The sequence below is a fragment of the Kosmotoga arenicorallina S304 genome (assembly GCF_001636545.1).
GTDB classification, from domain to species: domain Bacteria; phylum Thermotogota; class Thermotogae; order Petrotogales; family Kosmotogaceae; genus Kosmotoga_B; species Kosmotoga_B arenicorallina.
Genome location: NZ_JFHK01000004.1, coordinates 99,307 through 122,024 on the forward strand (window position 1 = coordinate 99,307; position 22,718 = coordinate 122,024).

Genomic DNA, 22,718 nt, shown 5'->3' on the forward strand with positions numbered 1-22,718 from the left:
ACAAACCCTTGAAAATCCCCCGTACCATGGGGGATTTTTTCTTTTCTCTCCTTGAAAGATTGTCCCCCTTATGGTATTATATTTCTGGTGTGCAGGCGTAGCTTCAATCGGTGGAGCGCCGCCTTGGTAAGGCGGAGGTTGTGAGTTCGAGTCTCATCGCCTGCTCCAAAGGCCTCGTTTTAGAGGCCTTTTATTTTGGAATGGGATTACCTTTATGTTAATATATTTAACAAGACCAGATAGTTTATTTCTGCTGATCCAGTATGGAGGGGTCTTTTTGCTTGAAATGCTTTCACGTTATCGAGTGGTCCTTGTTGGAAGAGGGCAACGGGATGCTCGGCGTTTGATTGATGCTTTCTCCTCTAAATTTGATATTCGTTACACAGAAGAGATAGGTGATGATCTCTGGCTTTTTTCTGATCTCATCATTTTCGACTTCATCAGAAAGGATATCATCGAACGTGCAAGAAAGGAAAGCGTAAATTACCTGTTTCTGATAGGCAACGAAGCCGATGTGAATAAATTTAGCCTGAAAGAAGAAGAGTATGTTCTCAAAGGCCCCGGATATCTTCATTACCTCAGCAAAATCGTGTATAACATGCTTAAAAACAGAAGAATCCAGCAAGTATTGCAGTTTGAGAAAAACAAATATGACACACTCGTCAACAATATGGGTTGTGGCATGCTGCTCCTACGCAAAGATGGAAAAATAATATTTTCAAACGATGCTGCGAAAGCGATCCTCGGATTTTCAGATAGCGAGCTTTTTCACAAGAGCTTAAAGGAAATCATGATTGAGAAGGAAATATGCAATAAAATTCTCGGAGGATACAACATTAATAATCAGAAATGCACCCTTGTAAATGCCTTCTCGGATGAGAGAATGGTTACCCTTAACAGCACCATGTCTCTCTATGAAGCCGAAAGGGTCATACAAGTTACTTTCATGGACATCACCACGCAAATAAAGAACGAAAAGCTCATTGAGTTTCAGTGGAACTTTCTTGACAATATAGAGGAAATTGCCCTTGCAGTTGACTCAAAGGGTGATATTGTTTACTTAAACCAATTTGCTGCGAAAAGCCATGGGTATGAGATTCAGGAAATGCTTGGAACTCCTGAACAGAATTATGTTAAGCAGTATTCAAGATATCTGAAAAGTAAGGCGCGCTCTCTCAAAGAGTCGGGAAGATGGATGGGCAAAGAGACACATTTGACAAAAGACGGGAAAAACTTCATTGTTGAGGCAAGAAGAAAATTGCTAAAAACAGAAAAAGGAGTTTTCGAGCTCATGGTCGGGCGCGATGTCACCGCAAAACACGAAATGGAAAGAAAACTCAAACTGCATTCGTTGCTGCTTAATAACGTCAGTGAAATCGTCATAGCCATAGACGGTTCATATAGAGTGTTATACATGAATAAAACTGCAGAAGACTTCTTCCGAATAAGTTTCAGAAAAGCTTCTGGAAAGAAATTAAATGAACTCTCTTCTGAACTCTACAAAAAACTCTATGAAGGGATATTTTCGTTGTGTAATGATACCGCACCTAACAGGTTGGTCGAAATTGAAGAAGAGCAAGGGACAAAGATCATGCTTCAACTGATTTCCCGATGTGTTAAAGAAAAGGGAAGGGTAATAGGTTACGTGATCACGGGAAAGGATATAAGTGGTATATACTATATTCTCCCGAATTTAAAAAGCAGGGTTGAGCTTCTTGAAAAGCTCTTTAATCCTTCCGTAGCAACAGATCTTAAAGGAAGGATTCTTTACGCCAATTTCAGCTGGCTGGAAACCTTTGGGATAAATGATATGAATAACATTATGGGTATGAAATTGGTGCCTTCCTTCATACAATCTTCTGAAAAGGAAAGAAATAAAATAAATAAACTTCTCGAAAAGGACGGGTATGTGTATCTGGATGAGGTCTCGTTTCTGGTGAATGGGAACCCACACAAAGCACCCATGATAATATTCAGGCTTCGCGACAGAAGAGGTTATTTTATTGCCGATATCAGCATAATAATGAAAAGCAAGATAACCCACCAGTGACTATTTCAGGAGTTTTATCAATTTCATCGCTGTTCTTCCAAATCCAGCCTCATAATTAGCAGAGGCAATGACATCAGCTGCTTTTCGTGCGTTGGGAGTAGCATTTGCAACCGCAACAGAAAAGCCTGCTTCCTCAAATAAAGGAACATCGTTATCATTATCCCCAAATGCGACTACACAGGCAGGGTCGACATGTAAATCTTCGCATAAGTATTTTAGTCCAAGCCCCTTATTGACACCTTCTGGAAGCAGGTCAAGATATGTAGCAAAGGATCTAAAAACATTGAGATGATTGTATCTGGCAGCGAAATGTGCGCTTAAAACTTCTACTTTCTCAGGTGTATCTATTATCAGGAGCTTGGTAGGAGTATTTTTGGTCACAAATTCAATAAATTTCTCTTCAACTCTAAAATCAACAGCCGAATGCTTCGCATACTCCCGCGCTTTTTCACAATCGAAGGGAACGACAAGTTCATCGTTAACATAGGCTTGAATGTATAACCCCTTTGACAGGCTGTAACTGACTATGTCTTTCGCCATTTCTGTGGTGATGTTTTTGCTGAAAATAACGTCTCTTCCATTCCATACGACCGCACCATTGTAAGCTATAATCGGATGGATTTTATTGAGTTTTGAAGATTGAAACTTTATGACAGAGCTCAACATTCTGCCGCTGGCAAAAAATATCATTATACCTTCCTCTTCAATTTCCTTTAAGGCATCAAGGTTTTCCTGTGGAATATTTCCCTTAGAGTCTATAAAAGTACCATCAATATCTATCACAAAGGCTTCTATCATTTTCATCTCCTGTATCCATTGGTTATCGGCATTCGCCAATCTTTGCCAAAGGCTCGGCGGGAGATCTTTATGCCAGGAGCTCCCTGTTTTCTTTTGTACTCATTCCTTCTTAACAACTTCAACACTAAATCAACAACTTTCCCGTCGTATCCATGCTCCACAATCTCAGTCTGTGACAAACCCTCCTCAATATAAAGCTGCAAGATGCCATCCAAAATCTCATAAGGCGGAAGTGTATCCTGGTCACGCTGGTCAGGTTTCAATTCCGCTGATGGCGCTTTTTCGAATACCCTTTTTGGTATTATCTCTTTCCCCTTCATTTCGTTGAAATAGTTCGCCAGTGCGTATACTTCTGTTTTATATACATCTTTTATAACGGCAATCCCACCAGCCATATCACCATAAAGAGTCGCATATCCAGTAGCTATCTCGCTTTTATTGCCCGTAGCAAGAACAAGCCATCCGAATTTGTTCGAGAGTGCCATTAAATAGTTCCCGCGAATTCTGGCTTGAATATTTTCCTCAGTCACATCCGCCTTTGTATTTTTGAATGTGGCTTTGAGTGCATCCAAATATGAGTGGTAAACTTCTTTGATGGGAATAGTCAGGGTATTTATCGAAAGATTTTCAGCCAATGAAATCGCGTCTTCAATGCTCTCCTTTGATGTGAACTCCGATGGCATTAAAACGCCAATGACGTTATCGCTGCCAAGGGCTTCTGAAGCAATACACGCAACCAAAGACGAATCCATCCCGCCGCTTAAACCTAATGCTACCTTCTCAAAGCCATTTTTTCGAACATAATCCCTTAAACCAAGCACCAGAGCCCTGAACGCTTCCTCCTCCCGGGGGCTTTCATACAAATTAACTTCTGGGGTAAGCTCAATTGCCGACTTCACTGAAATAGGAAGCTTTACGGTTTCAAGCTCTGACACCTTTGAATAACCTTTACGCTTTCCTTCGTATAGGTTATACCTTGTAGATACAGAAGGATCCACGTCGACAACAAAAAGCTCTTCTTCAAAAGCTTTTGCAATATGGTACTTCCCCTCCGGGGTTACAAGCATACTTCTCCCATCAAAGACCAGCTCGTCCTGGCCTCCCACCATATTGCAATAAGCTATTGTGGCTGAATACTCCATCGCTCTGGTCAATAATATATTCAACCTTGACCTCCACTTATTGACCGAAAAGGGAGAAGCTGAAAGGTTTACAATTAGATTTGCCCCGGCAATGGATTGATCAATGATGGGGCCAGCGGGAACCCAGAGGTCTTCACAGATGTTGACGCCTATTTTCAGGGAAGCATGCTCAACCAATATCGGTTTGTTTCCGGGGGCAAAATATCTCTTCTCATCAAAAACAGAATAATTTGGAAGGTGCATTTTATGGTACTTGCCTTTTATTTCGCCATCTTTCAGTATAGCAGCAGAATTATATATCTCGCTATCGTAATCCACAAAGCCAAGAAAGACAAGAGTTTCCGATCCTTTTGTCGCTGCTGCGACTTTCTCAAGAGCCTTCAAATTTTCCTTTATAAAATCAAGCCTTAGCAAAAGGTCTTCAGGGGGATATCCTGTAATGGTCAATTCAGGAAATACGAGAATATCTATATCATTTTCCCGGGCCAAATCAAGATATGTAAAGACTTTTTCAACATTACCATCTATGTCACCAACCGTAATATCGATTTGAGCAAGACCCAACCTAATCACCATATCCGCTAACCTCCCAGAGATAATTGAAATGGCTTATAAAAGCCTTTGCCAAATCTTCCGATTCAATTATAACAACTAACTCCCTATTTTTACTCCATGCGCTTTTAGTAAAGTTGGCCGAGCCAGTTATGATAAATCGTCTGTCTATTATCAATGTCTTGTCATGAAGAAGCCATTTTTCTTTGTTGAAGCGGAGACCAAGCCCTGGCGAAAAATACTTGTAAAGGTAAGAACTCGATATATTCCAGTCATCTACAACACCTTTGACGTCGATCCCTTTGCTCGCCATATATTTGAAAACTGTCAAAAAGCGCGGGTCTGTAAAGGCGTATATCAAAAAAAATATTTCTCTCTTGGCTGATTGCAACTTTTTCAATATGATTTCATCAATGTTTTCATGGGGCGTAAGGTAGAAATAGGCGTTTTCTACCTGAAAGTCGGGAGCTCTTTCCCCCTTTTTTATGGCTTGATAGAAATTCATAAGTCCTAGAGCAACCTCTTCGGACTTGAAACACAACAGAATATTTGAATCTTCACTCAATCCGCCGTGAGTTAGATTTCCCGTTGAAACGACTGCATAATGACCATCAATTATCATGAACTTCGCATGAATTAAAGCCTGTGAATTGTCGCACTCTAATTTAAATAGGAGATCATGAGATAAACTACGGAAAATAGAAGAATTGTCCACAATGCCTTCAACATAGATACCCCTTTTTACAAGCTCATTCAATTTGTCTATTACCTTCGTTTCGTCAAGAGAATATGAGACAAAAAGCACTGTGCTCTCCGCTGTATCAAGCAATTGAATGACGCTTTCAGAAAGGGAGTATTTTTCTGAGGAATAATACTCTATTGTTGATGAATAAAGAGATATTCCGAAGAATAAAACGAGGAACGTGAGAAGTATCTTGATTGAAGACATAAAAAGAGGGAACCTTTCGGTTCCCCTCTGGTGGAGTCGAAGGGATTCGAACCCTCGGCCTTCACAATGCCATTGTGACGCGCTCCCAGCTGCGCTACGACCCCACTCTGGAACAATTATACGATACCAACTAAAAGTTTTCAAGTACCTTTGCGAATTTATCTCTTCTTTCTTTCGAGCCATCCAATAACCACCGGAGCGGCAATGTACAGTGAAGAATAAGTACCCACAACAACACCGATCAAAATGCCGAAGGCGAAAGGCCTAAGAACCTCTCCGGAAAAGATGAACAGAGTAAGTACAGCCAAAAATGTTGTCAAGGAAGTATTCAAAGATCTTACGATAACATCATTGATACTTTTGTTGACTATTTCTGCAATTGTTTTGCCGCCCATTTTTCTCATATTTTCCCTTACCCTGTCATACACAACGATGGTATCATTCAAAGAATAACCAAGTAATGTAAGCAATGCCGCTATAACCGGGGCGTTGATTTCCATACCGAAAATGCTGAAAAAGCCCAGGGTAATGAGCAAATCGTGAACCAGTGCAATAATTGCACCAACACCAAAGGAGAATTGGAATCTAATCGTTATATAAAGCAGTATAAGTGCAACCGCAATTACAACAGCTGTCCACGCATAGCCCTTTATTTCCTGAGCGGCAAATCCTGATATTTTATTCACTGAAAGCATGTCCGAGGCAACTACTCCTTTGTCTGCCAGAGCTTTGAGTATCGTATCCGCCAATTCTTCATCGCTTTCAGTGTTTACGACAATCGAGAAACGCGCTTTTTCCGCTTCTCCGGTTTCACCTGTGAGAGGCTTTTGCTTTATTATCCTTGCAGATCCGAAAATAGGATCTTCAGCGGAAAGTTCTGAACGCATATCAGCAACACTGAAATTGATATCAGGAACGAGAATGCTGACCTCAGTACCACCGGTGAAGTCAATACCGAGGTTGAATCCCTTCACAAAGAAGAGAACGATGGAAATGAGGATGAGCAAAATAGATAAAAATATAAATGCACGCCTTTTTCCTACAAAATCTACATTGAACCTCATCTTGCCTCGCCTCCTCCGGTGCGGGCCTCTTTGACATATCTCGAAGGCTTTATGCTACCGGACATCCCGGTAAGCATTGTTCTTGAGACCACCAGGTTGGTGAACATAGCACCTATTACTCCGAGAATAAGTGTTATGGCAAATCCTTTAACCGTGCCCGTACCAAAGTATAGCAGGACAAGGCCGGCAATTATCGTTGTAAGATTAGCATCAAAAATAGTCCAGAAAACCTTACTAAAAGCGCTGTCAATAGCATTTTCTGGAGTTTTCCCGAGTCTGAGTTCTTCCTTTATTCTTTCGTATATCAGCACATTGCCGTCAACAGTGGTTCCTATAGTAAGGATAATACCCGCTATACCGGGCAATGTAAGGATCGAGCCTGTAGCTGAAAGCAAACCAAACAGCAATATGCTGTTATAAATCAAAGCTACATCGGCAACAAGCCCCATTACTCCATAGAAAACCACCATGTATATCATGACTACAATAAGTCCTGCTATTCCGGCCCAAAGGGCGGCCATTATTATGTCTCTGCCCAAAGTTGGGGAAAGTATCTGTTTATTGAAAGATGCCAGTTCAACTGGAAGGTTGCCACTGCCAACAAGAATGGCGACTTCTTTTGCTTCATCAATTGTTTGGAGTCCCGTGATTACTGCACTTCCTCCTGTAATGGGCTCGTTTACGCCAGGAGCTATAATTACGCTTTCGTCAAGAACAATTGCCAATCGATTTTTCACGTCACCGGAAGAATAGCTAGCTTTTTCGGCTGTTATCTTATAGAATGTATTTCCGCCTTCGCTGTTGAATTTAAGTGTTACCATGAATTTCCCCTGTCCCGGATTTGGTTTTGGATTCACACCGGGCTGGGCTTCGGTAACAGAGCTCCCATTGAGTTCGATAAACTGCGTTCCAACCAGTACCTTCGGGCTAACAAGGTACCAAATCTGGTTTTTGATACCATTTTCAAGTTTTCCGAAATGAATATCGCGAAGCCAGTAAGGTTCAGCTCCCTGGAGTTTCCTCTTGCTGACCTCAAAAAGGAGATCTGAGGGGATCTGAGGGGTAGCCTCACCAGTTTCAATAGCCAGAACATCTGCAAAATAAAGCTTACCGGTGCTTCCTATCAAACGTTCTGCTTTATCAATATCAGTAATACCGGGTATTTCCACTCTTACTCTGACAGGCGGTATATCCTGTCCATACTCGATTTTCGCTGTTACTTTCTCCACGGTAGCCTCTGTGAAGCCAGCAGCGTCAAGCCTGCGCCTGAGTACCTCGATGACTCTATCCGCAAGGGAATTGAGTTCTTCCTTTGGAGCCTGAGTTACCATCTGATATTCGAGCAATGCTCCACCTTTGATATCAAGCCCTAGCCTGATATTTGCAGCAATTTTGGAGAGAAATGTATCGCCTTCCGCTCCACCGCGTGGGATGAGAAGAGGCAACAATGCAAGAATCAGAACAATTACACTAGTTATAAGCCTTTTCTGGTTTGCTCTCATGACTTATGCCCGCAATTAACGGACAGAGCACCCCCTTTCAAGATATATTATTAGAACCTATTTCTTTTCTACATCAACCTCATTGGGGTTTTCGCCTTTTCCAATAATCGCTGTTATGGAACGGCGTGTCACATCGATTTCTGAACCGTTACCGGTTCGAACTCTTATTGTATTATCTTTAATGTTGATGACCTTTCCCAATATTCCACCAGCGGTGACTATTCTATCTCCAACTTTCAACTGTGACATCATTTGCTTAAACTGTTTTTCCCTTCTTCTCTGGGGCATGATGATCATAAAATAGAAGAGAGCTACCATTATTATAAGCCAGACAAATATTCCCGAAAGTCCGCCAACACTGGATGTTGGGGCAGCGGGAGCTGGTTCTGATGTTACCGGAGCGTAGGTTACAAATCCCAAAAATGGAAACATATCTATACCTCCTGTCAAATTTAAGCTCGATAACGATTTTACCAGATCGTTTATTTCAATTCAACCTGCGAATTGATGTTCTGTAAAAGGAGCTAAGTTGATTTTCACAGCATCCGGACTCTAAGTAGTTAAAACCCAAAGAATGCTATGATATAATTTCCACTGGAATGCGTAATCTGAAGTGCTTAACAGAACTCATGCGGAAAACACTGATACCAGATCGATAATAGGAATTTGAGATAGTCAAAGGAGGAATAAAAAATGAAAAACGCCATGTTAAAAGAGGCAGAAAGTAAAATGGAAAAGAGCGTTGAGAAGATAGTGGAAGAGTTCAGTCATATGAGAACTGGTAGACCCTCTCCTTCATTGCTCGAAGAAATAAAAGTTGATTACTACGGCGTTCCGACGCCTGTTAACCAGCTTGCCACGATAAATGTCTCTGAAGACCGTTCTTTGATTGTCAAACCCTGGGAAAAGAACATGCTTTCTCTCATCGAAAAGGCAATACTCGCTTCAAATCTTGGACTCACTCCTCTTAATGATGGAAATGTCATCAGGTTAAATTTTCCCATTCCTACCACCGAGCAAAGGGAAAAATGGATTAAACTGGCAAAAGAAATCGCTGAGAAGGGAAAGGTTGCTATAAGAAACATCAGGCGCGATTTCATCAAAGAAGCTAAAGAACTGCAAAAAGAGGGAGAAATGACGGAGGATGATTTAAAGCGCTTTGAAGAAGAAATACAAAAACTCACCAACAAGTACGTCGATGAAATGGACAACCAGCTCGAAAAGAAAAAGAAGGAAATAATGGAGTTTTGAAATGAACATAAAACTTCCGAAGCATCTGGCGATTATCATGGATGGCAATGGCCGATGGGCCAGGCAAAGAGGGTTGAACCGCATTGAAGGCCACAAAATAGGCGCCAGAACAGCTGAAGAAGTTACCAGATGGTGTGCTGACCTTGGAATAAAATATCTGACTCTCTATGCGTTTTCAACCGAAAATTGGAAACGTCCGGAAGAGGAAGTACAATTCCTCTTTCAGCTAATGGTCAATTATCTGAAGAGCAGGCTGAATCTCCTTATAGACGAATCCATTAGAATCAGTTTTTTGGGTAGAATCGAAGAACTGCCTGAGGAAACAAGAAGCTTTTGCAGATTTTTAGAAAACAAGACAGCTCAATGTGACAGACTACACCTTATTATTGCTTTGAATTACGGCGGAAGATCTGAAATAGTAGATGCCACCAGAAAAATCTTGAATAAAGGATTAAAGCACGTAGATGATAACGTGATTCAAGAAAATCTGTATTTGCCCGATTTGCCTGATCCTGATCTCATAATCAGGACTTCCGGTGAACAGAGATTGAGTAATTTCCTCTTGTGGCAAAGCTCTTATAGCGAGCTTTATTTCACAAACACCCTCTGGCCGGATTTTTCCAGAGAAGAATTAGAAAAGGCTCTTGAGGAATATTCGAAAAGAAAACGTAGATATGGGGCTGTGATAAGTGATGAGGAGTAAAGAGCTTGGCATAAGACTGGTTACGGCTTTTCTTGTGGGGCCCTTTGTGGTCCTTTGCTTTGTAAATTATTATTCGCTCATAGGATTGGTGGCAACTGTCGTTATGTTTGCAAGCTTTGAATATATCAATTTTAGTCTCAAAGAATTGAAACACCCCCTTTTAAGGCTGGTTTATGTGGCTATAATTACGCTAACCACTGTGCTTTACGGGCTGCTGCTGGATAAACTTAACCTTTTTGGCGACACCAAACGCAGGCCCGAGCTTCTCTTCAGCCTTGCCTTTATTACAATAGTCACCCTTACGATTCTTGCGGTAAACGATACCAGAAAAGCGAAGCTATTTGTTGTGAATGGCTCTTTGCCTCTGATTTACATTTCGCTTTGCCTTTCTTTTTTCTTTCCATTGTACATTCATTTCGGCCCCTTTATAGCATTGCTGAACCTTCTTTCAGTATGGGTTTTCGATGCGGGTGCATATTTTTCAGGAATCAGATTTGGCAAAATCAGGATCTCACCTTCATATAGTCCGAAGAAGAGTCTTGAAGGAGCAATTGGTGGATATCTTTTTACCGTGTTTTTTGTCTGGCTTTATGGATCAGTGGTGACGTTGATAGATCCTAACTTTCATATGATCGGTCTTGATGAAGTTCTTCTTCTTCCCATGGTAGTGGCAGTTTTTGGCACCGTTGGTGATATAGCGGAATCAGCCCTTAAAAGATTTCACAACTTGAAAGATTCGGGTAGTATTTTGCCTGGTCATGGAGGTATGTTAGATAGGATTGATGGTCTACTATTTGTAACACCAATATTTTATATATTTATGATTTTGCTGAACAATTGAGGAGGTCTTAGATGAGATACATGACTTCAGAAGAAATAAGGCAAAGTTTTCTGGATTTTTTCAAATCAAAAGATCATACTATCTTACCAAGTGCATCGCTCATTCCGAATGATCCGCAGCTTATGTTTACCGTTGCTGGAATGGTACCCTTCAAACCTATATTCTGGGGAAAAATCAAGCCGACTTACCCCAGAATTGCAACCTGCCAGAAATGCATAAGAACAGTGGATATAGACAATGTGGGCAAGACCCCGAGACATCAAACGTTTTTTGAAATGCTGGGCAATTTCTCTTTCGGGGATTATTTTAAAAAAGAAGCAATTGAATGGGCCTGGGAATATGTAACCGAGGTACTTAAAATTCCTGAGGAAAAACTGTGGGTTTCCGTATACAAAGAAGATGATGAAGCATATGAAATCTGGAAAAATGAAGTAGGGATTGCTGAAAAGAAGATAGTCAAACTCGGCAAAGAAGATAACTGGTGGGGACCCGCAGGACCCACCGGTCCCTGTGGTCCTGACACCGAAATCTTCATTGACAGCGGGCGCAAGGAAAACTGCCCGGATACAGAAAATTGCAGCCCGGCATGTGATTGCGGTCGCTTTCTGGAATTCTGGAACCTTGTTTTTACCGAATACAACCAGGACGAGGAGGGAAATCTCACTCTCTTGCACCAGAAGAATATCGATACAGGCCTTGGCCTTGAAAGGCTTACGGCAATTATGCAAGGGGTTGAAACCACCTTCGATACGGATATATTCCTTCCTCTTATAGAAAAAATAGAAGATATTCACTCCATTAGATATAGAAGCAACCCTGAAAGGGATATATCGATTCGGGTCATAGCAGATCATGCTCGTGCTGTAGCCTTCATGATTGCAGATGGTGTTCTGCCTTCAAACGAAGGCAGGGGTTATGTGCTCAGAAGGCTTCTAAGACGTGCTGTAAGGCATTCCTCACTTCTGGGAAACAATCGTCCGTTTCTTCATTTGCTAACGGAACCCTTGATCAAAAAAATGGGTTCTATTTACCCTGAACTCAAAAACAAAGGGGAACTTATAGAACAGGTAGTCCTGAAAGAGGAAGAGAGATTCCGTGATAATCTTGATCGCGGGACAAAACGTTTATGGCAAATAATTAATACAAAGGGAAAACTTACCGGAAATGATCTTTTCATGCTGCATGACACCTATGGTTTTCATGTTGAGCTCGTAGAAGAGATGCTGAGTGGAAGCAACATAAGCATTGATAAAGACGGATTTGTGGATTTAATGCTCGAACAAAAGGAACGTGCAAGAGCAGCTGCGGGAAATCGCGAATACTCTGCTGTCTCGAATTTTATAAAAGTATTGTATGAAAAATTCGGCGGTACAAGATTTATAGGATATGAGATGCTGGAAACTCATTCCGAAATAAGAGCAATCATTAGAGAGGAAAGTCAGGCAAAGGAACTCTCCACTGGCGAAGAAGGAGAAATCGTATTCGATAAGACGGTCTTTTACGCGGAAAAGGGCGGGCAGGTTTCTGATGTTGGAATTATTGAAACACCGTCCGGAGTTGCAGAGGTTCAACACGTTTATATACCCCATCAGGACATATTCCTGCACAAAATAAAAGTAACCAAAGGTACAATAAAAGAGGGTGAGCAGGCTCTGCTGATTGTTGATGCGGAAAAGCGGAAAGCGACTGCCAGAAACCATACAGCCACACATCTTTTGCACGCTGTTCTAAGAAAAACGCTCGGGAATCATGTGAAACAGTCAGGTTCTCTTGTTGGACCGGAGCGTTTGAGATTTGACTTTTCGCATTTTGCCCAGTTATCATCTGAAGAAATAGCGAAAATTGAAGAGTCTGTAAACGATGCCATCCTTTTTGCATTGCCGGTAACAGTTGAAGAAAAAAGGCTTGAGGAAGCAAAATCTGAGGACGTTACCGCTCTTTTTGAAGAGAAATATGGCGATAAAGTCCGGGTGGTTAGCATATCCGACTTCAGCAAAGAACTTTGTGGGGGAACACATGTTGGAAACACAGGAGAAATAGGGCTTTTCAAGATTATTTCTGAATCCTCGGTTTCTGCCGGTGTGCGGAGGATCGAAGCCATCACTGGAAAAGAGAGCATGAGATATCTGAGGAAACTGTTTACTCTTACAAACACTCTAAAAGACATCCTCCAGGTTCAAGAAAAGCAGATACTGGAAAAAACGCTTTTCCTCATGCAGGAAATAAAAGAAAAAGATAAAGAAATAAAGAAATTGAAGGAGAAGCTTCTTTCAGGTAAATCAGGTGCTAACGACCATGAATTCAATATTGATGGCGTTAAATTTTTTGTAAGAATTGTTGATGATGCCCCTGTTGAACTCATTAGAAATACTGCGGATGTGTTAATGCAAAGACTCGGGCGTGGAGTTGTGATTATCTTCAACAGACAGGAAGACAAGGCGATCTTTGTCGTTAAAGTATCATCTGAATTGACAAAACGCTTTAATGCCGGTCTTATAGCCAAAAATATTGCAAAAGCTCTTGGCGGAGGAGGAGGAGGACGTCCAGACTTCGCCCAGGCTGGTGGTAAAGAGGTAAGCAAAATTGAAGAAGTGGTTAGATCCCTTGAGAAGTACGTGCGATCTTGATGCTTTATCGAGATTGTTAACAGTTAAACAGGATGTCAACTCATTTTCTGTTGATACCCTTTCTTATATCGGTGATGCTGTATATGAGCTTTTTTTCAGACTCAAAACATTGAAAACTGCTAAACGTCGTACAAAGTACCAGCACGACCTTTTGACTAAACTGGTAAATGCAAACAGTCAAAGCAGAGCACTTGAAGAAATTGACGAAATTTTAAATGAAGAAGATAGAAAGGTCATCAACAGGGGATACAATTCCAAAGGGGCAAAAAAGCGCGGGAATGATGTTGAATACCGCAGGGCTACCGCTCTGGAAGCGCTTATTGGCTATCTTTACATAAAAGGCGACTTTGGGCACCTGGAAGAGATTTTATTGAAGGTGGTTGACAGTGTACTTACATGGTAGAAATGTTCTGAAAGAAATCCTCAAGTTTCCTTCGGGTAACTTGAAAATAAAGCACATACTCTTTTCAGATCAAAAAAACGTTTCGCCAGAACTCGATCAATTAAAAAAGAGTTGCATTAAAAAGGGTTATAGAGTTGAGGAAACCTCACCAATTAAGCTTCAAAATCTCAGCCATGAGAAAAAGCATCAGGGAGTTGTTATAGATTTAAAAGAGTTTCCTTATGCAGATTTTGAAAGATTACTGGAAACCGCAGGGGCAAAGGCAGGTTTTTCTATCGCTTTGCTGGATATGGTACAGGATCCTCATAATCTCGGCGCAATTATTCGAACAGCCGTAGCGGCCGGAATAGGGGGACTGGTTATTACCGAAAAATCCTCCACAAAAGTTACACCTGCTGTGATAAAAGTCTCTACTGGACTGGCATTCAGATTGCCTATTTCAATAGTAACAAACATGGTTAGGGCTATTGAAGAATTAAAAAAAGCCGGGTTCTGGGTTTACGCGGCTTCGATGGAAGGCACTCCCTATTATCAAGTGAATTTTTCAAAAAAAACCGCTATTATTCTTGGAAATGAAGGAAAAGGCATAAGGAAATTAGTTAAGACCAATGCAGATTATGTCATTTCTATACCAATGGAATCAGGAGTCGATTCGCTAAATGTTTCGGCAAGCGCTGCGATTCTCTTTTTTGAGCTAAGAAAGCAGCTTTGGGGTGGTGAATAGGATGAAAGTGAAAGAACTCCCAAAGGACGTTGTGTTGAAGATTGCCGCTGGTGAAGTCGTTACCGGTTGTTTTTCAGTGGTCAAGGAGCTTGTCGAAAATGCGATTGATGCTCATGCAAAAAAGATAGAGGTAGAGATAGAAGCTGGCGGAAAAGAATTTATAAGAGTTTCCGACGATGGCGATGGCATGTCTGTTTTAGACTTAAAAGAAGCCATCAAACCCCATACAACCAGTAAAATCGACACCGTCGAAGATCTTCACAGGCTTACCACTTATGGTTTTAGAGGTGAAGCCTTATCGACGATTGCCAGTGTATCGAGAATGGTCATTGCCTCAAAGTTGCATAATGATGAATCAGGGGCAAAACTAAAAATTTCAGGGGGTCTTATTACCTCTGAAGAACCTTATTACGGCAATGGCGGAACAACTGTGGAGGTATTTGACCTTCTTTTCAATACGCCCGCAAGAAGAAAATTCCTCAAATCAGCAGCAGTAGAAGGTCGAATGGTTACTGAGATCATACAGCGGTTCATTCTTTCCAATCCTAACATTACTTTTTCATATATCAGGGATGGAAAGACAACATATGATGTTCCGGGCACTCTATCGTTGAAGGAAAGAATCAAACTGATCTTCCCGGAAATTTCCACTGAAGATTTGATAGAGATTTCTCACTTTGACGAGAATTCCGGTATAGCTGTCAAAGGGTTCATAACTATGCCAGAAAAGACTCGTTTGAACCGTTTCGGGGAAATGATTTTCGTAAACAATCGCTATGTAAAACAATTTGAACTAAATTATGCTCTTGAAAGAGGCTATGGCGAGACTCTTGAAAAGGGGAGGTTTCCCTTTGCGGTGGTTTTTATCAACATTGAACCCGGTTCAGTTGATGTGAATATCCACCCCCAGAAACTTGAAGTAAAGTTTTCAGAAACATCAAGGGTGCTTGAAATTGTTAAAAGAACTGTCCGAAAAGCTATACACGAGCAAGGCACTTACAAAATCAAGATCAAGCCAATTTCACCCGAGGCATTTCACGCTGGTGAGACCTCAAGCACAAAACCAATTGAACGCCAAGGCACAACAGAAAAGAGTTTCAATTACAGACCACTGATTGATTATCGAGCAGATTTAAAAAAGGTCAATCAAGGCAATTCTTTACCAATGGAAATACAAAGGCAACATTTTCGAACCTTTGGGGAGAGTTTCGAAAAAACGGGAAATTTGAATTTTATTGGCGTTTTTGGCGAAAGGTACATTCTCGTAGAGTCCGACAAAGGGCTTTTAATCATCGATCAGCATGCAGCCCATGAGCGGTTATTGTTTGAGAAGCTAAAAGATTTCAGGAGAATTGAAGCACAGCAGCTCCTCAGCCCATTGGAGTTGAAACTTGATGACCTCAGATACAAGCTCCTTGACCGTAACAAGGAAAAAATGACACAATTGGGCTTTCACTGGAAGTCAAAGAATGATACAATAATTCTTGAGACTATCCCCGCTTCTGTGCCACAGAGTGAGGCAAAAAAGGTCTTTATGGATATACTCGATGAACTCAGGCTGGAAAAGCTGGAAGAACCCGAAAAGCTATTTGATAACCTTCTGGCATCAATAGCCTGCAGGGCGGCTCTAAAAACAGGAGACAGGCTATCCATAGAAGAAGCAAGAAGATTAGTTGATGAACTCAAAGAGAAAAAACTCATTGCCTGTCCCCATGGAAGGCCCATATCGATGTTAATTTCGCTCAGCGATCTGGATAACTATTTTTCCAGAAGGTGATTACCCGATCACAGCATCAGGTTAAGGGAAACCGGTGAAAATCCGGTACGGTCCCGCCACTGTGTGTGGGGACGAAATCCGTATAAAGCCACTGGTTCTACCGGGAAGGCGCGGAGAGTAGGACGATCCACGAGTCAGGAGACCTGCCTGATGTTTAGATAGCACCATTCCTCCGGGTTAGAGGAATGGTGGAATTTCGTTTTTTGGAGGTGTGATCATGAGGAAATTGATTTTTATGCTTTTTTTGCTGATGGGTGTCGCTTTATATGCGATAAGCGTAATAGACGATCTGGGAAGATACATCGAAATTGATAATCCTCCTGAAAGGGTAATAATCGCTGCTCCAGGGGTTACTGGTTTTTTTACCTATCTTGGCCTGGAGAATAAAATCGTTGGGGTAACAGATTGGGATAGCTTCGCTTTATCTCATGAGGTTGAAAAGATCGGCAATCTAATCCCCCTGAACATTGAAAAAATCATTTCTTTAAACCCCGATATAGTCTTTCTTACCGGCGGTTTCCAGGAATCTGAAATCCCAAAACTCGAACAATTCAATATAAAAGCGGTGGTGATAAACCCCAATACCTTCGAAGAAGTGTTCCGTGATATTTCTTTAATTGCCGCAATTTTTAGCGAAGAAAAAAGAGGAAGCGAACTTGCTAATGAATTTAGAAAGAAAATCCTTGAAATCGCGAAAAAAACATTTAGCATACCCCTGGATAAGAAGCCAAGGGTTTTCTATGCAATGATAACAGGCGACGTGAAAGAGATCTGGACTTGTGGAACGGGCTCTTTCCTGAATCAAGCTATCACATATGCTGGTGGTGTCAATGTGGCAGCACCTTATACTGGCAACAATGGTTGGTTCCCCGTGAGCCCTGAATTTGTGCTTGATACCCAACCAGAGATTATCCTTGTGCCCTTTTATTACGACGGTGGAGACGTTGAAGTTGTAAACAAAATCATGGAATATGCCCCTTTCAAGGAACTTCCTGCCATCAAAGACGGCAGGGTGTATGCCGTTGATGGCAATTTATTCGCCTATGCAAACCCCGATTTTATAAAGATAATTGAAAACCTGTATTCTATATTCTATGGAGAATAAAGAAATGCGCATCAAGTTCAACAAGATATTGATTTTTACAGCCGTCCTTTTTGGAGCGTTTTTTCTGTTGCTCTTCTTTTCTTTGTTCGGAACGGTTAACTTCAATATGCGAGAAATCTTCGATATATTATCAGGCAATGCAACAGGCGCACGTTCAGTTTTATACAGCCAGTTGAGATTGCCAAGAGTACTGGTAGCCTTTCTTATAGGCGCAGTATTGTCGATTGCTGGTGATAGCCTTCAGCTCACATTGAAAAACCCCCTTGCAGATCCTTATATAGTTGGTATTTCAGCAGGCGCTTCCTTTGGTGCTGTATTATCTTTGATGATGAGGGAGACTCTTGGGCTGAGCATAAATATGGATCTGCTGGCATTTATTTTTGCCCTGATCTCCGCATTCACGGCTTATTTCATTTCTCGAAAAGGGGGAAAGGTTTCAGTAACCTCGCTCATATTAAGCGGTGTAATAATCTCTTTTTTATTCAACGCCGCTGTGACTTTTCTCGTCGTTTTTGCATGGAGGAACATAATAAGCCTTCATTTCTGGTCCCTTGGGTCAATGTCAGGAGTTAGCTGGAATGATTTTTATAAAATGCTCGTTGCTCTTTTCATTGAGAGTACAATTTACATATTTTTCAGGCGTAAGATGCTTATCCTCGCAGCTGGTGAAGAGCATGCAGTTACCGTTGGAGTTCATCCTGAAAGAGTTAAAACTGTGATCTTCTTCAATGTAGCCTTTGTCTCAGCGCTTTCAGTATCAACAGCTGGCTTGATTGGTTTCGTTGGCCTTATAATCCCGCATATTACGAGACTGCTTTTTGGGACAGATAGCAAATTGAATTTGTTTTCTACACTTCTTATAGGAGGTGTTTTTTTAACCGCCTGCGATACAATATCGCGAACACTATTCCAGCCTACTGAACTTCCCATAGGCGCTGTTACCGCTCTGGTGGGAGCACCCTTTTTTATCTATCTTCTGAAGAGGAAAGCCGGGATAGCGAATGGCTGAAGCGTTGAATATAAGCAACTTGAAGTACAGCTATGGTGAGAATGTTGCGCTAAAAGGGGTTAACCTTTCGCTGCGCGAAGGAGAAATTCTGAGTGTCCTCGGACCCAATGGCAGCGGAAAAACCACTTTGTTGAAGGTTATCAGCGGTATATTACACGATTACAAAGGTAGCATAAAGCTCTATGGAAAGGAAATATCCAGATATTCTGTAAAAGAGCTGGCAAAACTTGTTTCCTATATTCCTCAAGAATTTTCACCGGCTTTTGACCTAAAATGCGAAACAATAGTACTTTTTGGTCGAAATCCCTACGTGAAGGCTTTTAAAGGGTTTGTGAAGGAAGACTACAAAATAGTTAGTGAATCCATGGAAAAAGCAGATATACTTGACTTCAAAGAAAGACTTTTCAGAACATTGAGCGGTGGAGAACGTCAACGTGTTGTTATCGCAAAAGCAATCGCTCAAAAAGGGAAGTTAATGCTTCTTGACGAGTTTACTTCCCACCTTGACCCGGGACATTCTCAGAAACTTATGGAGCTGGTGAAAAATATGATAAAGCAGGAGGAAATTACCGCAATTAACATCGCTCATGACATAAATCAGGCGATAAATATTTCTGATCGCCTTGCCTTTTTGAAGGCTGGTCGTGTAATTGCTCACGGCAGGGTAGAAGATATTCTAAGCGTGTCTTTGATTGAAGAAGTATATGAAGCCAGATCTTCGATTATAGAAAATCCAATCACAAAGAAACCGCTAGTTGTATTCTATTGACCACGTAATACATAATTAATCTAATTGAACAGCAAATGAAAGCCTCCATTTCCAACTTCTTAATTTTATAAATGTTAGAATTGCTCGACTTTTTTAAGGAGGGCTGCTTATGCAGGTTACGCCGGTGGTCAGAACTTTAGCGAAAAACCTTGAAACACCCTTTCTTTTGATGGACCTTTCGTATGTGAAGGATAACTATTACGACATCTTGAATCACATCAATAACGTACGGGTGTTTTATGCGGTCAAGGCAAATTCCCACCCACGCATAATATCTTTGTTAAACGCTTTGGGGAGCAGTTTCGATGTTGCATCCCGTGGTGAAATTGACAAGCTTCTCTCCCTTGGGGTTACTGCGGATAGGTTGAGTTTTGGTAATCCTATCAAAAAGATCGAAGACATAAAATACGCCTATGCGGTTGGTGTCGAATACTTCGCTGCTGATTCTGAAATGGAGATTGAGAAAATTGCAGCCCATGCTCCGGGCAGCAAAGTATATGGAAGGATAATGACCACTGGCAGCGACAGCGATTGGCCTCTTTCAAAGAAGTTTGGAACAGATGTGGAGCATGTAATTTCGATTCTTCGATATGCAGATAACCTCGGGCTGGACGCTTATGGGGTGAGCTTTCATGTGGGTTCACAGAATTACAATGTGACTAACTGGGAAAAGGCCATTAAAGAAGCCTCCGAAATATTCAAGAAGCTCAGAGCTGAAGGAATTAATATCCGAATGATAAATTTAGGCGGTGGTATGCCCGTAAAGCATATAAAGGACATTCCTTCGGTAAAGGAAATAGGTGATGTCATTAACAAAACGATAGAAAAGGAACTCTCTTTTGTACACAACCTTGAAATTTTCATCGAGCCCGGAAGATCTATGGTGGGGAATGCCGGGATATTTGTCTCCCAGGTAATACTCAGGAGTCGCAAAGGAAATGAGCAATGGGTCTATGCGGATGCAGGCGTTTTTCACGGACTGATGGAAACAATAGAAAATTTCCAGTATGAGATAATAGTTGAAGGAAAGCAGGATGACAAGAAAGAAGTTTTCACGCTCGCTGGTCCTTCCTGCGATTCCGTAGATACGATATACGACAAAGTGATGTTGCCAAAAACTATCGGTTACGGAGACATACTTTATTTCATAAACGCCGGCGCGTACACCACTGAATATGCTACGAATTTCAACGGCATAAAAGCACCGAATATATACTTTGTGGAAGACTTTGTGCTAACCGAATCAGAATATCTAAACGATGACAAAGGACTCGAGCAAGATCTTTAAGGTTCCGAAAAGAATCTGACGATAACCTGGGTCCTGTAATTGTCTTTATACGAGTAGCCTGTCGATAAAAACCCCGAAGCGATTTTCAACAGCTTCTGGGGTTTTTCACTATTTGCACTTTGGTATTCAATAATTCCCATGGGTTCACCTTCAAGGCTGTACATAAATATGCGCTGATTATACCCTTCATCATCGTAAACAGCCTCCAGAATGTTGATTCGGCTGTCCGACAAAAGTAGATCTCCAACTATATCGTCCCGGAAATCATCAATCGTTTTGCTCCATAGCACAACCCCATCAACAGTGTATTTTCTTAAGACCACATCATTATCCCCGGTAGGTGTCGGAACAATTCCAAGAACATAGAATAACCGTTCCTCTTCACCGGGAATTACTTTTAACAGCCACCCTTGATGTTCCCATACAAGAACCTTCCCATCTTTCAAAACAACTACGGGAAAGCTGAGATTGTCTTTATAGGTAGCCCCCACAAAAACAATGCCCTTTCCAAGAACCGCAGCGTCATTTATTGAAAGAGAAGAGAGCTCAATTTTTGAAACTTTTTCTTCTACCTTTATCCAGGCAACTGTTTTAACTTTTTCCCTTCCTACACATATGATTATATCTTCAAAGGATTTTAGCACCTGTATAGAAGATAATGCCTCGGGAAAAACAGTGTCTGTGGAGCCGTCATTATAGCGAATTATGGGAAAAACGCCCTGTGCGCTTTCTTCATATCCAAGTATTCCATTATCAAAAAAAGATGTCGGTACAAAAGAACCTAAAATGCTCCGTGAAAGGACCTCATATCTTTCTGATAACTCTATGAGTTCTGTTGAACAATGTAACGAGCCATCCATGCTTATTTTTTTGCTCAGCACTAACAGCTTGTTTCCGAATAATTTCGCATCAACTGGATAATCCCAGCCTGCATCACCAAAAAGGACTGCATGGGTTTTTGGAATTCGAAAATTCCATTCATCGCTCCAGTACTCTTTATCATATACTTTCGTTTTTACTCTCCAGAAATAAGTCTTTCCCGGTATCACAGAAATCGAAAAGTTGCTTTCTTGAAGCGGACCATAAGAAGTTTCCTTTTCGCCGTCAGAGAGATAAAGATAATATATAAGAGTTTTATCATAGAGATTGTCCACCCGCCAGCTGAGTTTAATGACATCGTTGAAAGGAGTGATTATCGTTCCCGATTCTGGAAAAGGCGAATAAGCTGAATAATCTACCGAAAAAGCCGAAATGGTCATCAGCAAAAACAACATGAACAAAGAAATTCTCATATTCACTCCCCCTCAGAGAAACTTGCGCAGTTTTTCAAATTCCTCCTGCGTAATTAAGTCCCTTTCATATAGTTTCCAAAGAACCTTCTGAGCGAGCTCGTAATCCCTCAGTTCGCTGAGCTCTTTCCTGAGTTGCGCAACTTGAATGGTCCTTTCGCTGAGTTCGTCTTCATCGCCACCTTTTTTAAGTGCATTGAGAATGGGCATGTATTTAATCAGGATTTCCTGTGCAATTTCACCGGGGGATTTTTCTTTCACCTTTATAAAAGGGCGCCTTTTAATAACGGCATACTGGGGAGGAATAAACCATCCCAATAGCATACCTGCAAGCAATCCTCCAATATGCGCAGCATTGCTGATATTGGGAATTGCAAGGCCGAAAAAAAGGTTGAGTAGAATTATCGGCAGCAGAGAAAATCCCGTAACAGACCTGAGCATCACAGGGGTATCTTTCTTGAATCCAAGAATAAAAAGCACCCCTACAAGCCCGAAAATCGCGCTGCTTGACCCGATAGTAATGTATGGAGTGAAAGCTATGGCAGTGAGATTGCCGACAATCCCGCTTAAAAAGTAAAGAACAATGAACTTGCTTCTTCCAAAAAGTCCTTCAACAATAAATCCGAGTTGATAAAGAGCATACATATTGAAAAGGATATGCCACATATTGCCGTGTAAAAAGAGTGCGGTGACAGGGGTATAAACAAGGCCGCTGGAAAGAGCGCTCCTGCTCACTCCACCATAGTACAGTAGCAAAGTATATACATCCCCTATTTGAGGCCTTGACATGGAGAATATGAAACTGAAAAAATATACTGCAATATTTATAGAAATCAGGGTTAATGTGACAGGTGGCACTCTTCTCATAAAATCAC

At 41.3% G+C, this 22,718-nt stretch carries 20 protein-coding genes, 2 tRNA genes and 1 riboswitch; of the genes, 13 read left to right on the forward strand and 9 right to left on the reverse strand.

The genetic code is table 11. The annotated features are described in order from the left end of the window. Positions 1-91 precede the first annotated feature (91 nt). Both AT15_RS03000 and AT15_RS03005 read left to right on the forward strand, forming a co-directional pair. Positions 92-168, forward strand: a tRNA-Thr gene (locus AT15_RS03000). A 118-nt stretch (positions 169-286) separates the two neighbouring features. Next, entirely contained in the window at positions 287-2,050 is a 1,764-nt protein-coding gene (locus AT15_RS03005) for a PAS domain-containing protein (RefSeq protein ID WP_235598497.1), read from the forward strand. Here the strand turns inward: AT15_RS03005 and AT15_RS03010 are convergent, their stop codons facing one another. The 7 genes from AT15_RS03010 to yajC form a co-directional block, all read right to left on the reverse strand. Further along, positions 2,051-2,848 (reverse strand): Cof-type HAD-IIB family hydrolase, encoded by a 798-nt coding sequence (locus AT15_RS03010; RefSeq protein WP_068346233.1) that lies wholly within the window; start codon positions 2,846-2,848, stop codon positions 2,051-2,053. It lies immediately after the preceding gene. A gap of 2 nt (positions 2,849-2,850) precedes the next feature. Further along, positions 2,851-4,566: an NAD+ synthase gene (locus tag AT15_RS03015; RefSeq protein ID WP_068346235.1), complete on the reverse strand. Its 1,716-nt coding sequence runs from the start codon at positions 4,564-4,566 to the stop codon at positions 2,851-2,853. Beyond that, positions 4,556-5,491 (reverse strand): phospholipase D-like domain-containing protein, encoded by a 936-nt coding sequence (locus tag AT15_RS03020; RefSeq protein WP_068346237.1) that lies wholly within the window; start codon positions 5,489-5,491, stop codon positions 4,556-4,558. Before AT15_RS03020 ends, AT15_RS03015 begins: the two co-directional genes overlap by 11 nt. A gap of 28 nt (positions 5,492-5,519) precedes the next feature. Then, positions 5,520-5,595 (reverse strand) — tRNA-Ala (locus AT15_RS03025). A gap of 54 nt (positions 5,596-5,649) precedes the next feature. After that, positions 5,650-6,555: a protein translocase subunit SecF gene (gene secF, locus AT15_RS03030; RefSeq protein ID WP_068346239.1), complete on the reverse strand. Its 906-nt coding sequence runs from the start codon at positions 6,553-6,555 to the stop codon at positions 5,650-5,652. Then, positions 6,552-8,057 carry a protein translocase subunit SecD gene (gene secD / locus AT15_RS03035; protein ID WP_068346241.1) on the reverse strand — a complete coding sequence of 502 codons (1,506 nt, stop codon included), beginning with the start codon at positions 8,055-8,057 and terminating at the stop codon, positions 6,552-6,554. The genes secF and secD overlap by 4 nt, the downstream gene beginning before the upstream one ends. Before the next feature lie 57 nt (positions 8,058-8,114). Beyond that, a complete protein-coding gene (gene yajC, locus AT15_RS03040; protein WP_068346243.1) occupies positions 8,115-8,489 on the reverse strand; it encodes a preprotein translocase subunit YajC in 375 nt (124 codons plus the stop codon). A 261-nt stretch (positions 8,490-8,750) separates the two neighbouring features. Between yajC and frr the strand changes: the two genes are divergently transcribed. The 11 genes from frr to AT15_RS03095 all read left to right on the forward strand — a co-directional run bounded on the left by frr (position 8,751) and on the right by AT15_RS03095 (position 20,554). Beyond that, positions 8,751-9,308: a ribosome recycling factor gene (gene frr / locus AT15_RS03045; RefSeq protein ID WP_068346245.1), complete on the forward strand. Its 558-nt coding sequence runs from the start codon at positions 8,751-8,753 to the stop codon at positions 9,306-9,308. A 1-nt stretch (position 9,309) separates the two neighbouring features. Beyond that, positions 9,310-10,011, forward strand: coding sequence for an isoprenyl transferase (locus AT15_RS03050; RefSeq protein ID WP_068346247.1), 702 nt, complete (start codon positions 9,310-9,312; stop codon positions 10,009-10,011). After that, positions 10,001-10,852, forward strand: a complete 852-nt coding sequence (locus AT15_RS03055) for a phosphatidate cytidylyltransferase (RefSeq protein ID WP_068346628.1) — start codon at positions 10,001-10,003, stop codon at positions 10,850-10,852. Before AT15_RS03050 ends, AT15_RS03055 begins: the two co-directional genes overlap by 11 nt. Positions 10,853-10,863: 11 nt before the next feature. Beyond that, a complete protein-coding gene (gene alaS, locus AT15_RS03060; protein WP_068346249.1) occupies positions 10,864-13,479 on the forward strand; it encodes an alanine--tRNA ligase in 2,616 nt (871 codons plus the stop codon). Further along, a complete protein-coding gene (locus AT15_RS03065) occupies positions 13,457-13,882 on the forward strand; it encodes a Mini-ribonuclease 3 (protein WP_235598485.1) in 426 nt (141 codons plus the stop codon). The genes alaS and AT15_RS03065 overlap by 23 nt, the downstream gene beginning before the upstream one ends. Then, a complete protein-coding gene (rlmB, locus tag AT15_RS03070; RefSeq protein ID WP_068346251.1) occupies positions 13,866-14,606 on the forward strand; it encodes a 23S rRNA (guanosine(2251)-2'-O)-methyltransferase RlmB in 741 nt (246 codons plus the stop codon). Before AT15_RS03065 ends, rlmB begins: the two co-directional genes overlap by 17 nt. A 1-nt stretch (position 14,607) precedes the next feature. Beyond that, positions 14,608-16,383 carry a DNA mismatch repair endonuclease MutL gene (gene mutL / locus AT15_RS03075; protein WP_068346252.1) on the forward strand — a complete coding sequence of 592 codons (1,776 nt, stop codon included), beginning with the start codon at positions 14,608-14,610 and terminating at the stop codon, positions 16,381-16,383. Between the two features lies 1 nt (position 16,384). Beyond that, a riboswitch (cobalamin riboswitch) is annotated at positions 16,385-16,548 on the forward strand. A 52-nt stretch (positions 16,549-16,600) separates the two neighbouring features. After that, the gene (locus tag AT15_RS03080) at positions 16,601-17,488 is read left to right on the forward strand and encodes an ABC transporter substrate-binding protein (RefSeq protein WP_084251419.1); all 888 of its coding nucleotides are present in this window, start codon (positions 16,601-16,603) and stop codon (positions 17,486-17,488) included. Between the two features lie 4 nt (positions 17,489-17,492). Further along, positions 17,493-18,497: a FecCD family ABC transporter permease gene (locus AT15_RS03085; protein WP_068346254.1), complete on the forward strand. Its 1,005-nt coding sequence runs from the start codon at positions 17,493-17,495 to the stop codon at positions 18,495-18,497. Then, positions 18,490-19,266 carry an ABC transporter ATP-binding protein gene (locus AT15_RS03090; protein WP_068346256.1) on the forward strand — a complete coding sequence of 259 codons (777 nt, stop codon included), beginning with the start codon at positions 18,490-18,492 and terminating at the stop codon, positions 19,264-19,266. Before AT15_RS03085 ends, AT15_RS03090 begins: the two co-directional genes overlap by 8 nt. A 109-nt stretch (positions 19,267-19,375) precedes the next feature. Further along, positions 19,376-20,554 carry a type III PLP-dependent enzyme gene (locus AT15_RS03095; RefSeq protein ID WP_068346258.1) on the forward strand — a complete coding sequence of 393 codons (1,179 nt, stop codon included), beginning with the start codon at positions 19,376-19,378 and terminating at the stop codon, positions 20,552-20,554. Here AT15_RS03095 and AT15_RS03100 read toward each other — a convergent pair. Together AT15_RS03100 and AT15_RS03105 are read right to left on the reverse strand one after the other, a co-directional pair. Beyond that, positions 20,551-21,846: a hypothetical protein gene (locus AT15_RS03100; protein WP_068346260.1), complete on the reverse strand. Its 1,296-nt coding sequence runs from the start codon at positions 21,844-21,846 to the stop codon at positions 20,551-20,553. The genes AT15_RS03095 and AT15_RS03100 overlap by 4 nt on opposite strands. A 12-nt stretch (positions 21,847-21,858) precedes the next feature. Then, the gene (locus AT15_RS03105) at positions 21,859-22,710 is read right to left on the reverse strand and encodes a rhomboid family intramembrane serine protease (RefSeq protein WP_068346262.1); all 852 of its coding nucleotides are present in this window, start codon (positions 22,708-22,710) and stop codon (positions 21,859-21,861) included. Between the last annotated feature and the right edge of the window lie 8 nt (positions 22,711-22,718).